Source organism: uncultured Flavonifractor sp. (assembly GCF_944383115.1).
Classification (GTDB): Bacteria; Bacillota; Clostridia; order Oscillospirales; family Oscillospiraceae; genus Flavonifractor.
The window spans coordinates 18,356-32,715 of record NZ_CALWOJ010000003.1; the positions used below are offsets into that span (position 1 = coordinate 18,356).

14 protein-coding genes are annotated in these 14,360 nt (G+C 60.5%); 6 read left to right on the top strand and 8 right to left on the bottom strand.

Annotated elements, in window-relative coordinates:
- Position 1 precedes the first annotated feature (1 nt).
- Positions 2-976, top strand: a complete 975-nt coding sequence (locus Q0K43_RS00625; RefSeq protein WP_297288634.1) for an ABC transporter ATP-binding protein — start codon at positions 2-4, stop codon at positions 974-976.
- 143 nt (positions 977-1,119) lie between these two features.
- Here Q0K43_RS00625 and Q0K43_RS00630 read toward each other — a convergent pair whose 3' ends face one another.
- From Q0K43_RS00630 to Q0K43_RS00655, 6 genes are all read right to left on the bottom strand, one after another.
- A complete protein-coding gene (locus tag Q0K43_RS00630; protein WP_297288635.1) occupies positions 1,120-2,298 on the bottom strand; it encodes an N-acetylglucosamine-6-phosphate deacetylase in 1,179 nt (392 codons plus the stop codon).
- On the bottom strand, positions 2,292-3,356 hold the full coding sequence (locus tag Q0K43_RS00635; RefSeq protein ID WP_297288636.1) for an NAD(P)-dependent oxidoreductase: 1,065 nt from the start codon (positions 3,354-3,356) through the stop codon (positions 2,292-2,294). Before Q0K43_RS00635 ends, Q0K43_RS00630 begins: the two co-directional genes overlap by 7 nt.
- 15 nt (positions 3,357-3,371) lie before the next feature.
- The gene (locus tag Q0K43_RS00640; RefSeq protein ID WP_297288637.1) at positions 3,372-4,226 is read right to left on the bottom strand and encodes a class II fructose-bisphosphate aldolase; all 855 of its coding nucleotides are present in this window, start codon (positions 4,224-4,226) and stop codon (positions 3,372-3,374) included.
- A gap of 29 nt (positions 4,227-4,255) precedes the next feature.
- On the bottom strand, positions 4,256-4,552 hold the full coding sequence (locus Q0K43_RS00645; RefSeq protein ID WP_297288638.1) for a PTS sugar transporter subunit IIB: 297 nt from the start codon (positions 4,550-4,552) through the stop codon (positions 4,256-4,258).
- 20 nt (positions 4,553-4,572) lie between these two features.
- Positions 4,573-5,898, bottom strand: coding sequence for a PTS transporter subunit IIC (locus tag Q0K43_RS00650; RefSeq protein ID WP_297288639.1), 1,326 nt, complete (start codon positions 5,896-5,898; stop codon positions 4,573-4,575).
- A 76-nt stretch (positions 5,899-5,974) separates the two neighbouring features.
- Complete coding sequence (locus Q0K43_RS00655; protein ID WP_297288640.1) at positions 5,975-6,439, bottom strand: PTS sugar transporter subunit IIA; 465 nt, start codon at positions 6,437-6,439, stop codon at positions 5,975-5,977.
- 229 nt (positions 6,440-6,668) lie between these two features.
- On the opposite strand from Q0K43_RS00655, the gene Q0K43_RS00660 reads away from it, so the two are divergent.
- The 4 genes from Q0K43_RS00660 to Q0K43_RS00675 all read left to right on the top strand — a co-directional run bounded on the left by Q0K43_RS00660 (position 6,669) and on the right by Q0K43_RS00675 (position 11,706).
- Entirely contained in the window at positions 6,669-8,696 is a 2,028-nt protein-coding gene (locus tag Q0K43_RS00660; RefSeq protein WP_297288641.1) for a BglG family transcription antiterminator, read from the top strand.
- Positions 8,693-10,414 (top strand): phosphoenolpyruvate--protein phosphotransferase, encoded by a 1,722-nt coding sequence (gene ptsP, locus Q0K43_RS00665; RefSeq protein ID WP_297288642.1) that lies wholly within the window; start codon positions 8,693-8,695, stop codon positions 10,412-10,414. The genes Q0K43_RS00660 and ptsP overlap by 4 nt, the downstream gene beginning before the upstream one ends.
- A 13-nt stretch (positions 10,415-10,427) precedes the next feature.
- Positions 10,428-10,697 (top strand): HPr family phosphocarrier protein, encoded by a 270-nt coding sequence (locus Q0K43_RS00670; protein WP_297288643.1) that lies wholly within the window; start codon positions 10,428-10,430, stop codon positions 10,695-10,697.
- 280 nt (positions 10,698-10,977) lie between these two features.
- Positions 10,978-11,706, top strand: a complete 729-nt coding sequence (locus Q0K43_RS00675; RefSeq protein ID WP_297288644.1) for a CpsB/CapC family capsule biosynthesis tyrosine phosphatase — start codon at positions 10,978-10,980, stop codon at positions 11,704-11,706.
- 134 nt (positions 11,707-11,840) lie between these two features.
- On the opposite strand, the gene Q0K43_RS00680 is transcribed toward Q0K43_RS00675, so the two are convergent.
- Both Q0K43_RS00680 and Q0K43_RS00685 read right to left on the bottom strand, forming a co-directional pair.
- Positions 11,841-13,298: a recombinase family protein gene (locus Q0K43_RS00680; RefSeq protein WP_297288645.1), complete on the bottom strand. Its 1,458-nt coding sequence runs from the start codon at positions 13,296-13,298 to the stop codon at positions 11,841-11,843.
- A gap of 27 nt (positions 13,299-13,325) precedes the next feature.
- Positions 13,326-13,475 (bottom strand): hypothetical protein, encoded by a 150-nt coding sequence (locus Q0K43_RS00685; protein ID WP_297288646.1) that lies wholly within the window; start codon positions 13,473-13,475, stop codon positions 13,326-13,328.
- A gap of 195 nt (positions 13,476-13,670) precedes the next feature.
- Here Q0K43_RS00685 and Q0K43_RS00690 point away from each other — a divergent pair, with 195 nt between their 5' ends.
- Positions 13,671-14,333, top strand: coding sequence for a UDP-N-acetylglucosamine pyrophosphorylase (locus Q0K43_RS00690; protein WP_297288647.1), 663 nt, complete (start codon positions 13,671-13,673; stop codon positions 14,331-14,333).
- The last annotated feature ends 27 nt before the right edge of the window (positions 14,334-14,360 follow it).

Below are 14,360 nucleotides of genomic sequence, written 5' to 3' on the forward strand. Positions count from 1 at the left end.
TATGGCAGAAGAAAGAATCCCTCTGATTGAGACCGTAGATCTGAAGAAGTATTTTAAAGTAGGTGATAATGCCCTCCTCCATGCGGTCGATGGTATCAATATGAAAGTGTATCCAGGTGAGACCATCGGTGTGGTTGGTGAGTCCGGATGTGGAAAGAGTACGCTGGGTCGTACCATTCTGCGTCTGATTGAGCCTACTTCCGGGCAGATCCTTTATAATGGTGACGATATTACCCAGTATAATGCCCGGCGGATGAAGAAAATGCGGCAGGAACTGCAGATTATTTTCCAGGATCCGTACGCAAGTCTTGATCCCCGTAAGTCTGTCATTGAGATCATAGCGGAATATATGATCATCAATAAGACGCTGCCCACAAAGCGCGATATTTTTAACCGTGCGGCACATCTGATGGATGTAGTAGGCCTGGCCAGACGCTATGCCACAGCCTATCCCCATGAGTTGGATGGCGGGCGCCGGCAGCGCATCGGCATTGCCCGTGCGCTGTCCGTCAACCCCAAGTTTATCGTGTGCGACGAGCCTGTTTCGGCGCTGGACGTGTCCATCCAGGCGCAGATCCTCAACCTGCTGATGGACCTGCAGGATGAAATGTGTCTGACATACATGTTCGTGACCCATGACCTGAGCGTTGTAAAACATATTTCGGACAATATCATGGTCATGTACCTTGGTCAATGTCTGGAACTGACCAGTTCTGACGAGCTGTTCGAAAAGCCTCTGCATCCCTATACGCAGGCTTTGCTGTCTGCCATTCCGGAACCGGACATCTCCATGCGCAACAAGAAGATCAAGGTCATCAAAGGCGAGGTCGTCAGTCCGGTGAACCCGAAGCCCGGCTGTCGGTTTGCCGCCCGGTGTGAACACTGCCAGGAGCGGTGCCACCAGGAGGCTCCTGAGCTGAAGGAAGTTGCCCCCGGCCACTTTGTTGCCTGCCATCTTTGCGACGGTCCCATTTAACAAAAGCAATACAGAGAAAAAGTTCGCTTCTGGAAAGAGAAGGGGAAGTTGGACCAGTTTGATCCTACCGGACAAACGGAAACCCGCCGCAGAATTGAGATTCTGCGGCGGGTTTCTTTATGTGGGGGTTGAGGAGAATGGCTTCAGGAATGAAGGGCGGGGTCGCAGTAGAAGATCTCGCCACGAATCACCACCAGGCGGATGGTCAGCTGGGGATCAAAGGCCAGCAGATCCCCGTCAAACCCGGGAGCCAGCACGCCCTTGCGCCCACCCAGGCCCAGGGAGCGGGCGGGGGTGGTGGCGCACATACGCACCGCGTCGGCCAGGGGGATCCCCACCCGCTGCACCAGATTTTGAAACATGGCTTCGGTGGTGACGGCGCTGCCCAGGAAACCGGTCCGGTCCGCCCGGAGGATGGCGCCGTCCTCGATCCAGCCCTCCTGACCGCGATAGAGGATAAAGCCGTCGGGGTTGCCGGTGGCAGCCGTTCCGTCGGAGACCACGCAGATATGCTGGGGGCCTTTGGTCTGCCAGACCAGGCGGATCAGCTCGGGTGGCAGGTGGGCGCCGTTGGCGATGAGTTCCACCGTCATCTCGTCCAGCAGGAGGGCCCCCTCCAGCAGTCCGGGCAGACGGCGGCCGTTGACCCGGCGGACGCTGCTCATGCCGGAGTAGATGTGGGTGACCTGCCTGACCCCGGCCTCGTAGGCGGGATAGATGTCCTCCATCCCGCAGTCGCTGTGGCCCAGGGAGACGTGGATGCCCCGCTCCAGCAGGACCCGGATCAGCTCCGGTACGCCCTCCACCTCCGGCGCCACAGTCCATTTCAAGACCGGCGGCGCCTGATCCAGGAACGCAAGGTACCGTTCCGGCAGGGCGGGATTGAGGGGCTGGTCGGGGATCATGGGATAACTGGGGGCGATGTGGGGCCCCTCCAGGTGGAGACCCAGCAGCTCCGGGCCTTGCCGGGCCTCCATTGCCTGGTGCATGGCGGACAGCTTGGCCCGGGTGGGCTGATCCAGATCCATCTGCCGGGCATAATTGACGCTGGGCAGCAGCGCGGTGGTTCCGTGACGGGCCAGGAAGGCCGCCCCCCGCAGGATCTCCTGGGGGTCGTCGGTCCAGAACTCACAGCCCCCGCCGCCGTGGACGTGGGCGTCCACAAAGCCGGGGGTCACCAACAGCCCGCTTAGATCCAGCGTGGGACATTCTGTGCCGTCGTCGGGGCCCACCCGGAGGATCTGCTCCCCCTCACACAGGATGCAGGCATCTTCCAGGATGCGGAAGGGCGTAACGGCCCGGCAATGGCTGAGCTTCAGCATGGCTGGCTCCCGAACAGGGCGCCCCCTCTGGCGGGATAGGCGGGGCTGTCCTCCACCCCCCGGGTGCAGTTGCACTGGAGACACTCGCCCCGGAGGAATTTCATCAGGTTGTCCATGCCCTTGTCATACTGGTGCCAGGCACGTTCCTGGCAGAAGCCCGCCATGTGATTGGTCAGGATGATCTTTTCCCGGGGCAGGCGATAGAAGGGACTGTCTGCCGGCAGAGGTTCCGGCACGAATACGTCGATGGCGGCCATGCGGATGGCCCCCGACTCCAGGGCGGCGATGAGGGCGTCGTAGTCCACCAGCTGGGGCCGGCCGGTGTTGACCAGCGCGGCGTTGGGCTTCATCAGGGCGATCTGCGTCGCCCCGACCAGACCGTGATTTTCCGGCGTGGCCCGGGCCAGGATGCTGATAAAATCGCTCTGGGCCATCAGCTCGTCCAGGGAACACAGCCTGACGCCCAGCGCCTCCATCTCGGCGCTGTCCACAAAGGGATCGTAGCCCAAAACCTCCATGCCGAACCCGCGGGCCAGTCCGGCCAGATAGCGGCCGTTGCGCCCCATGCCCACGATGCCCAGGGTCTTGCGGTAGACCTCGAAGGAGTTGGCCTCCACCAGGTCGCGCAGCCGCTGGTAATTGTCCCGGGACCATTTCTCGTCGTGGATGGCGCGGTTGATCTCAATGACCGGCCGGGACATGTTCAGGATCAGGTTCATGGTCAGCTCCGCCACCGATACGGTGCAGCGGCCCGCGCTGTTGAGTACGGGTACGCCGTGGCGGCGGCAGGCGTCCAGGTCGATGTTTTCCTCCGGCCCGTCCCGCTCGGACAGGATGAGCTTCAGGTCGGGGGCGTTTTCCAGCACCCGCTCGGTGATGGGATCGTAGCCCACGAAGAAGATGTCGATGCCTTTGAGGGCCTCGATCACCTCGTCCTCGCTCATCCAGTGGCGGAACTGGTTGTGGATGTTGAAGCCTGCCCGCTTCACCTGTACCACTTGGCTGAACTTTTCTTCCCATTCGGCGTTATATTCGCCGGTCCAAAGCATATGGAGCATGTTTCATTCCTCCCATCAGGCCCGGCCGTCGGAGCCAAAGTCCCGGATGCGCTCGATCCCCACCTGCCGGATGGCGTCGATGGCGCCCACCAGAAGGTCGTCGGAATACAGGTTCTCGCCGGGGTGCAGCTGGAGGACCTGGCTGATGGCGGTACGGTAAGCGATCTGGAAATCTGCGTTGATATTGATCTTGCGGATGCCGTTCTGGATCAGCTCGGGGATACGGGGGGTACCCGATCCGCCGTGAAGGACCAGGGCGGTGCCGGAATCGGTGGCGGCCCGGATGGCGATGAGCCGGTCCACGTCGATCTCGGGCTTTTTGGCGTATACGCCGTGGGCGTTGCCCACGGACACGGCCAGGGCGTCCACGCCGGTCTGGCGGGCAAATTCTCCCGCCATTTTGGGGTCGGTCATGTTGTCGGCGGAGTTTTCGCCCATGCTGCCGTCGGCCAGGATGAGGCGGCCCAGCTCGCCCTCCACGCTGACGCCCAGCGGCTTGGACAGCTCCACCACCAGTTTGGTCAACGCCACGTTTTCCTCAAAGGAGTGGGCGGAGCCGTCGATCATCACGGAGGTAAATCCGCCCCGGATGGCGGTCATCACGTCGGCCAGGGTGCGGCCGTGGTCCAGGTGCAGGGCCACGGGGACGGAGGCCTGGCGGAGTACGTTTACCGCCATAGGGCAAAAGTATTCCGGCCCGAAATAATCCAGGAACTTGGGCGTGATGGCCACAATCAGGGGAGAGCGGGCCTCTTCCGCCGCCTGGACGATCCCCTTCAGGGTCTCCAACGTACTTACGTTAAAACTGGGGACCGCGTATCCCCCTTCTTCTGCTGCTTGCAGCATACCGCACAGATTGACCAGTGACATGGATATTCCCTCCTGTTTTGATATCAGCGTTAGCCCAGGTCCTTCTCCAGAACCGGCTTAAGGGCCGCTGTGATGCCTGCTTCATCTACGATGCTGGATACCGTGATGACCGGAACGGGCCGGATAAAGGACGGCGGGATCTTGTCCCCCAGCTCCTTGCTGGTGACGATGAGGTCGCAGTCCAGACTGCCGGCGGAGCCCAGCTCGCAGGCCTCCACCGAGACCTGCCCGCCGTACCCCAGCTTTTCCACCGCTTTGCTGACGATGTCTCTTGCAATCATGCTGGTGCCGATGCCGGCCACACAAACGGTAGTGATCTTGTACATAAGTAAACCTCCTTTTTCACTTAACCCAGGCCAAAGAGGCCGCCCACTTTGTGGATGAGGAAGAAGAGAATTGCGTTAAAGGAAGAGGTGTCGAAGTTGCCGTACTGCACGCCCTGCTCGGCCAGAGGACCGGTGAGGGGATTGAGGAGCAGTACGCCCAGATGGAGGACCAGGCCGCCTACGAAGCCGGCCAGCAGCGCGCCCTTCCAGCCGCCGGTGTGGTTGCCGAACACGCCCTCGGTAGCGCCGTCAAAGAAGCAGATGGCCAGGGAGGGGTAGACGAACACCGGACAGCCGAAGGCCGCCAGACAGACACAACAGATGATGGCGGCGGCAGCGTTGCCCAGGAAGCCCAGGGTGGCGCCCATCTGGCTGTAGGGGCAGAAGACCATGCAGTCCAGAGCGGGTACGCAGCCGGGCAGCAGCTTCTCGGTAAAGCCGCGGAAGGCGGGGATCAGGGAGGCGATGAACATGCGCAGGCCGTAGATCAGCACCACCACGCCGGCGGCGAAGTTGATGCCCTGCATGATGAGCCACAGATAGGCGTTCTGGCCGGCGCGGTTGGTGTCCAGCACCGCCATAGCCTCCGGGTTGCCCACCACGATGGCAATGATGCCGATGATGAGGAAGCTGATGGGCATGGTAATGGCCAGATTAAGGGTCATATCGCCGAACATGCTCAGCCAGCCGGGCAGTTTCAGCCGGTCGGCGTTGTCCTTCACCGGGTCGCCTACCAGGCGGCCCAGCTTGGCCCCCGCCCAGGCGCCGAACTGGTTCAAGTGGCCCAGGGCAAAGGCGCCGTTGGACATTTCGGTGGCCTCTTTGTAGGTGAGCATGGGGGAGACAGTGAAGTAGATCACGTCCACCGTGATGCAGGCCACATACATGGGGATACCTTCCAGACCCATGGCAAAGTGCCAGAAGAGGATGTTGATGGCCGACTGGTTGATCATCATATGGACGGTGAGGTACACGCATTTGAACCACTTGTGGAAGATCCGCACCAGCAGAATGTGGATGAACCAGGCAATAATCATGATCTGGATCACATTCTGGGCCACGATGTCGAAGGTATAGGCCACACCGGTGGCGATGTCGGGGAAGGGATAGACGCCGCTGGTGGATAGGGTGGGCTTGAGGATGTCGTTGATGGCCAGAATGGCGGTACACAGCAGGTTGACGCCCAGATTGAACGCCGCCATACCGACGATGGTTTTGAGCGTACCCTCGATCACATCCTTGGCGGCCTTGCGCTGGACCAACAGGCCCACGCAGGCGATGAGACCCATGAAGATAGGCGTTTGTTTCAATACGTCGTTGATAATAAAGTCAAATACCGCTTGCAATTTCCTTACCTCCTTTTTTTGCTCTTACATCCCACACGCTGCCTTGCACTCACTCCTTCGTCCTCTCTGTATTGCTTCAGCTGGCCGGCTGTGACGCACGAAATGTTTGGAAAAGCTCCAGTATGGCCTCGTCGGAGGTACACTGGCACAGCCCGTCGATATTGTCCGGGCTGCCGATAAACTGCACCAGTTCCCGCAGGGCGCTCAGATGGAGATTGTTGTCCAGCGCCGCCAGGGCGATGACCACCCGAACCGGATCGTTGTCGGCGCTGCCGAACTCCAGAGGATGGGCCAGGGTGACCAGGGACATGCACAGCCGGTTCACACCGTCGGAGGGCCGGGCATGGGCCAGAGCCACTCCGGGTACGATGACGATGTAGGGGCCGGACTCCTTGCTGATGGCCACCATCTGTTCCACATATCTGGGTTCCACGCTTCCCGTATTGACCAGCAGTCTGCCGGCGTACCGGATTGCCGACTCCCAGTCACTGACCGAAACTTGTCTTGCTATATGCTCCTTGCGAAGTAGCTCCGTTAGCATGGCCTCATTCGCCGTCCTTTCAAAAATGAAACTTTTTTGCGAAGTTTCCCGGTTGATGGCCTCATTGTAGGGGCAAATGAGACAAAAGTAAATAGGGTGAGCGGTGTAGAATCTTTCCGCGGCAAGGAAGAAAATGTTGCTTCCTTTGCACAAAGGCGGAGACTATAATGAAATCAGATTCAGACAGAATGACGACCTGCGCTTTGGGAGCAGAAGAGGTGAGCGACACATGAACAGGCAGCACTACGACCTGCTGACAAAACTGATGTATGCGGGAGGGGAATCGTTCAGCCAGGACGAACTGGCCAAACTGCTGGACGTCAGTCCCCGGTCCGTCCGCAGCTATATTTCGGTGGTCAATGACTTTTTAACGGAAAACGGCCTGAACCCGCTCAGGATCTACCCCAACGGCGACGCGGCCTTTGAAGGCGGACAGCAGGAGGCGCTGAAGATCCAGCAGCTGCTGTTCCACAGCGATTTTTACCAGTACCGGCTGTCCGCGGAGGAGCGCAAACAGGTGCTGATCCTTTTGATGCTGATGGCCGACGGGTCCTCCACCAGCGGCGAACTGACCGAGCGGCTGTACATCAGCAAAGCCACCCTCATCAAGGACATGGAGGCTGTGGAGGCCTATTTTGCCCAAAAGGGGATCTATCTGGACGGGGTGCGTACCGCCGGTTACCGGCTGGATGTGGACGAACTCACCCGGCGGGAGCTGCTGCTGGAGAATATGGCGGATATCGTCATGCGCTATCGGTTCCTGTCCGACTCTATGGGCGGCATGTCCGGCGGGGCGCTGTACGGATTTGTAATGCAGGCCTTCGGCGGGCTGGAACAGATGGATTTCCTGCGGGATGTGGTGCATCAGGCCGAGCGGGAGACCCAGATCCGGCTGAACGACGGGGAATACCAGAGCATCACCCACGGGCTGACCATCCTGATCTCCCGCATCCGCCGGGGAGCTATGCTGCCCCCGGAGTGGGAGGGAGATCTTCCCGGCGGCGGCATGTCCGTCCGGCTGGCGGACAGCCTGTGCCGCCGGCTGGAGAGCTGGCTGGGAACGGAGATCCCTCCGCTGGAGCGGGCCTATCTGGCCTACACCCTGGAGTACCGCTGGTTGGATCGAAAAGGGGAGGAGACCCTGGACGGGGTGAACGTCCAGCTGGCCACCAAGAGTTTTATTTACGCCGTATCCAGGGATCTGGGTATGGAGCTGTTCCAGGACGATGAATTGCAGCAGTTTCTGGCCAGCCACCTGAAAAGCCTTCTGGAGCGGACCGACGGCAGGCCCAGGCCCCGCACCGACTCCACCCAGGTGGCCGTCCAGTATCAGGACTGCTTTGCGGCGGTGGAGCGGAATATGCCCGCCCTGGAGAGCGCGCTGGGACACCGGTACACCCAGGAGGAGCGGGGGACGGTACTGCTGCACATCACCGCGGCGGTGGAGCGGTTTCGGAGAAAGCGGGGGGCGCCCAGAGCCATCGTGGTGTGCAACAGCGGCGTGGCCACCGCCAAATTTCTGGCCGAGAAGCTGCTGCGCAGCTTTTACATCGACGTGATCAGTACCACCTCCCCCCACCGTCTGGACGAGGTGCGAGCGGTATGCCGCCATGATCTGATCATTACCACCGTTCCGCTGAATGTGGACGATGTGCCCTGCATCTGGGTGTCTCCCATGCTCAACCGCAAGGATATGTTCCAGATCTACGACGTTCTCAGTGGCCTGGGCGGACCGGGCGGGCTGCGGAACGGCGCCGGGGAGGAGAGCCAGCCCTGCCCCTCCCGCCGCGGGCTGTCCGCCGTCTTTCCTCCGGAGCATGTGGCGATGGGCTGCCGGGCCGACAGCTGGCAGGAAGCCATCCGGACCGCCGGCGCGCTGCTGACCGAAACCGGCGAGATCGAGCCCCAGTATGTGGAGGACATGATCCGCTGCGTGGAGGAAAACGGCCCCTATATCGTCATCGTACCGGGTGTGGCGTTGGCCCACGCCGCGCCGCCCAGCCCGGACGTGGCCTTCTGTGCAGGCATGGCCTGCTTTGACCAGCCGGTGGCGTTTCACTCGGCGGACAACGACCCGGTATGGTGCGTCATCGCTTTGCAGGCCACCAATCAGGAGGCGCACACCAGATTGCTGTTCCAGGTAATGAATCTGGTCTGCGACCCCGCCTTTTGCAGGATGGCGCAGACCGCCACAAAGGAAGAGATGCTGGCCTTTATTGCAGAAAATGAGGTGGAAGAAAGGAACGTGGAGCCATGAAGCGATATCGCGGTATCGGGGCCTCTCAGGGGATCGCCGTAGGGCCTGTCCATCTGTACTGTCCGGGTAAGGTGGAGACCGGGCGGATCTTTGTAGGGCAGACCGCAAAGGGACAGCTTGCCCGTTATGAAGAGATCAAAGCTGCGGCCAGGGAAGAACTGACCCGGCTGCAGGCCCAGTGCGCCCAGTCGGCGCCGGAGCAAGCCAACATTTTTGCCGCCCACTGCGATCTGCTGGCCGACGTGGTCATGGGGCAGGAGATCACCCAGCTGGTCCATTCCGGCCAGGCCATGCTGGATCAGGCCATCGAGCAGATTTACAACAAATACGCCGCTATGATGGACAGTGTGGGCGACCCTATGTTCCAGGAGCGGGCCCGGGACATCGAGGATGTGCGGGATCGGCTGCTGCGCCTGTGCGCCGGGCAGACGGACGGCGGGATGGGCCTGGAGGGGCCCTGTATCCTGGCGGCCCGGGATCTGCTCCCCTCGGATACGGCGGCATTGGACCGGGATAAGATCCTGGCCATCGTCACCGAGGTGGGAGGACAGACCTCCCACTCCGCCATCATTGCCCGCAGCTACGGCATTCCCGCCCTGCTGGGGGTGGGCCCCTTCCTGTCGGAACTGCATGAGGGGCAGACCGTGGCGGTGGACGCCTGCGAGGGAGAACTGCTGGCGGATGGGCAGGAGGAGCAATGGGCGCAGTACCGGCAGCGAGCCCAGGCATTTGCCCTGCGGGCGGAGCAGACGGCGGCCTATTTGGAGCGGCCCGCTATTACCCAGGACGGGGTCAGGGTATCCGTCACCCTGAATATTGCCGATCCCAGGGATGAGGAGCTGGCGCTGGCCCCCTATGTGGACGGCGTGGGCCTGTTCCGCACGGAATTTCTCTTCCTGGGTCGGGCGGAATTGCCGGATGAGGAGGAACAGACCGGGGTCTATCGCAAAGTGCTTTCCGCCTTTGGAGACAAACCGGTGATTTTGCGCACCCTGGACATCGGCGGAGACAAGCAGGCGGACTGCCTCAAGCTGCCCAAGGAGGACAACCCGTTTTTGGGCAAGCGGGCCCTGCGGCTGTGCTTTGACCGCCCCGACGTGTTCCGTACCCAGCTTAGGGCGGCCCTGCGGGCCTCCACGGCGGGCAATCTGTGGCTGATGCTGCCCATGGTGGGCAGCATGGACGACATCCGGCGGGCAAAGACATTCCTGCGCCAGGTGCAGGAAGAATTGGACGGGGAAGGGACGCCCTATTCCCACGACGTGAAATTGGGCATCATGGTGGAGATCCCATCCATTGCTTTGCTGGCGGAGCAGGCCGCGGAAGAGGTGGATTTTGCCAGCATCGGCTCCAACGATCTGTGTCAGTACCTGATGGCGGCCGACCGGCTCAACGGCGAGGTATCCGCCTACTATCAATCCATGAATCCCGCCCTGTTCCGGCTGATCGGGATGGTGGTGGATGCCTTCTCCCGCAGGGGAAAGCCGGTCAGCCTGTGCGGGGAGCTGGGCGGAGATCCTCAGGCTGCCGTCGTACTTGCAGGGCTGGGGCTGCGCAAGCTGAGCATGGGGGGCGACGCGGTCCCCCGCATCAAGGAACGCCTGTGCGGTATCCGGATGGATCAGGCCCAGGCGGCGGCCAGACAGGTCTGCCGGTTGGATACCGCTTCCGCCGTAGAAGCATATCTGCGCCATACCTTTTCACCCAACGGACAGTAAAGGAGAAATCAGCATGTATCAAAGAGAGACCACCATCCGTAACGAGTCCGGCCTCCATGCCAGACCGGCGTCTGAATTCGTACAGTGCGCGGGGCAATTTCAGTCGGAAATTTACATCAGTCAGGTGGGCAGTCAGACTCAGGCCAACGCTAAATCCATCATTATGCTGCTGACCCTGGCCCTGAGCAAGGGGACGGCGGTGCGCATCGCGGCCAGCGGCCCCGACGAGCGGGAGGCCGTGGATCAGCTGGTGGCGCTGATCGACAGCGGCTTTTCTGAGTAACAGGAGATAAAATATTTGCAGAGAACAGCGGCAGGCACGCCATTGGCGTGCCTGCCGCTGTTCTCTGCCGGCAGTCTCCCTTTGTATCACAAAAAATACAAAAATTTTGTATAAATATGTTTCGTAGAACTTGAATCTTGATTTTGGGTGTGCTAGAATACAACAAAGCATTTCCTAAAATGTGGTGCAATAGGATAAAAAGTTACAGTTTTATTGGCAAATCCACATTTATAAAGGTTGCGGACACAGGGCCTTGAGGAAGGGAGGGACAATTTGCCTTATGACTGACCTGCATACCCACATTCTCCCGGGCATGGACGACGGAGTCCAGGATGTGGAGACCAGCCTGGAAATGCTCCGGCTGGAGTGGACCCAGGGGGTGGATCGGGTGGTGTTTACCCCCCACTTCCACTGGCAGCGGGAGAATATCAAGACCTTCCTGGCCCGCCGCGAGGAATCGCTTTCCCGACTTGTGGAGGCCATCCACCGCTTGCCCCGGGAAGAGCGGGCCACGCTGCCCCGTTGGGAAGTGGGAGCGGAGGTGGATTGGATACCCGATCTGGCCCAGCGGGAGGAACTGTGCCAGCTGTGCCTGGGGAGAGGCAACTACTTTCTGCTGGAGCTGCCCTTCGGACTCTGGAGCGGACAGATCGTCCGCCAGCTTTGCGAGTTTATGGGCCGTACTCCCTATATTCCGGTGATCTCCCATTTGGACCGCTATTGGGACTGGCAGTGGTCCAGCCACATTACCGACCTGCTGCAGCTAGGGATCCCCATTCAACTTCGTGCCACTGCGCTTCTCAAACTGTTCTCCCGGGGTCGGGCGTTAAGGGCCATCGATCGGGGTCAGGTCCATCTGCTGGCTTCGGATTGCCAGGGTATCCGCGGCCAACTGCCCGACCTGGGCCGGGCGATGGATATTGTGAAGCGGCGGCTGGGCCCGGAACAAGCCCATCGCCTCTGCCGGTGGGCGGAAGCGGTTTGTCCGTCCCGGGGCATGACCACCTAGTGCTTGTGAACTTCACGCTTTGTAAAACAGAGATCGGATATGATAGAAACATGGCCTGCCGTATGCGACGGCGGGCCATGTTTTCTCTGTTAGTAGTAAATCTTTTTCTGCCTATGTTGGCTAATAGCGAATGTTTATACATTCCAATATACTTCCGCCTGATTATTATTTAGCCGGATTTCCCGAATGAACTGAGCGGCCACCCGTTTTTTCCCCTCCAGATCCAGAGAGGAAAAGGTCAGCCGGTTCAACTGGGGCCCCGGCTTGCCCGGAAGGCCGGCTTGTTGGGCCAGCAGTTTTTGCCGCTGCACCTCCAGCTTCTGAACAGTGCGGTTGATGTAGCACATGGCGGGCGCGTTGCCTTGGGACAGGGCCTCCATCAGCCGGTCGATCTTGCGGTCGATCTCTTCCAGTGCCCGCCCTGTTTCCTGATCCTCCTGCCTTTGGGGCGGGATGGCCGGACATTCTGCCAGCAGGGCCTCCAGCTCCGCCGCCACACCGGCTTCCAGCGCCGGAAGGTCCGCCTGGATGGAGGCGGAGCAAATGCCCAGATTGGAGCGCCCGCTGCAAACCAGGTAGAAGCGGTCGCTGCTCCTGTTGACCTTGACGCTGTAGCCGCAGACGCCGCACTTCAGCAGGCCGGACAGCCAGGTATGTTTGCCGCTGCCCGCCCGCCCCAGCTGCCGGTTGGCATCCAACTTGTATTGGCAGGCCAGCCACAGCCGAGAAGGGATCACCCCCAGATGGTTGGCCGGTGCAAAATGCTGCTCTCCCAGGCCCTGATATGTTCCGGCGGAGCGGTTCCGTTTGCCAATGACCATGCCGGCATGGACACCGTCAAATGCCTCCATCGGCGCTGTAAATTGCAGGCCCTTACCCTTATAATACAGGCAGAGGTCCTCGTCTGCCATCGCGTACAAGGGGCTGTGCAAAATGCGGGAGAGGGCAACGTTATCCCAGACCGGCCGTTTGGGGCCGGGGATATTTTCCCCGTTCAGGCTGCGGGCCACGCTGCCCAGGGTTGCCCCCTCCCGGCTGTAGCTTTCAAAGATCCGCGCCACTGTGGCCATCTGTTCGTTGGGGATCAGGCCGGGCACGAGGGATCCGTCCGGCCCGGGCACCCGTCCCAGGGAAAAGCCGTAGGGCGGGGGGCCGCCGGGCCAGGCGCCCAGCTTGACCCGCTGGTAATAATTGTCCCGCACCCGCTGAGCGGTGGTTTCCCGCTCCAGCTGGGCAAAGACCATGATGATGTTGAGCATGGCCCGCCCCATAGGGGTGGAGGTGTCAAAGGTCTCGTTGATGGAGACAAATTCCACATGGTGCTTCTGGAGGATCTCCCACAGCCGCCCAAAGTCGGCGATGGAGCGGGAGAACCGGTCCAGCCGATAGACCACGATCTTTTGGATCAGGCCCTTCTCCACGTCCTCCATCAGCCGCTGGAAGGCGGGGCGGTTGGTGTTTTTGCCGGAAAAACCCCTGTCCTGATAGATCCTGACCGGTTCGGCGGCCTCCCGGCGGCACAGGTCGATCTGCCCTTGGATGGAGAGGCTGTCCGCCTTTTCCACCGACTGCCGGGCGTAAATGGCGTCCAAAACGGACCCCTCCTTTCCGGGATCTGTTCAGTCTCCCTGGGCGGCGCCGGAGGTTTTTCCCTGGGATTGGCCCCAGCGGCGCAGGCCGTGCAGGCAGGCGCTGTGCAGCTGGAGCAAAACGGCTTTACGCTCCTCCTGAGGCGCATGGAGCAGCGGGTGGATATGGACGATGCGCATAGGCCGTCCTCCTTTTACATGGCTGGGCGCTGTCAATGGCTAACCTATGCGTGAAAAAAGAAAGTATGCCGGGGCCCCTGAAAGAAGTAAGTTTGTCCGCAACTTGAAAGCGGCGCAAATTGCAGATATAATAAGAAAAACAATGCTTACAATTCAAGTGGGATTTGTTGCTATATTATGATTGGAGGCAGACACATGAACATTACCATCACCGACCTTTTGGACCTGTCCCACACGATGGCGGGGGAGTACCTCAGGCAGTTCCAGTATCCCTGGCAGGCCCTGGACGGGATCAAGGATCTGATCCTTTCCCTGGGCGCGTCCCTGCCTTCTGAGGAGTACGAACAGGTGGAGGAGCATGTCTGGGTCCATAAGACCGCCACGGTGGCGCCTACCGCTTACCTGGGCGCGCCCTGCATCATCGGGCCGGAGACCGAGGTGCGCCACTGCGCCTTTATCCGCGGGTCCGCGCTGGTAGGGGCTCACTGTGTGGTGGGCAATTCTGTGGAGCTGAAAAACGTGATTCTCTTTGACAATGTGCAGACGCCGCACTACAATTATGTAGGCGACTCCATCCTGGGCTATAAGAGCCACATGGGGGCCGGTTCCATCACCTCCAACGTGAAGTCCGACAAGACGCTGGTGGTGGTCAAAGGGGAGACGGCCATTGAGACCGGCCGGAAAAAGATGGGGGCCATCCTGGGCGACTATGTGGAGATCGGCTGCAACTCCGTTCTCAACCCGGGCACCGTCATTGGCCGCCGCAGCAGCGTCTATCCCACCTCCTGTGTCCGGGGCGTGGTGCCGGCGGACAGCATCTACAAGGATAAGGACCACATTGTGGCCCGAAATGGCTGAATACAATCCAAACTGCTTAGAAAGAAG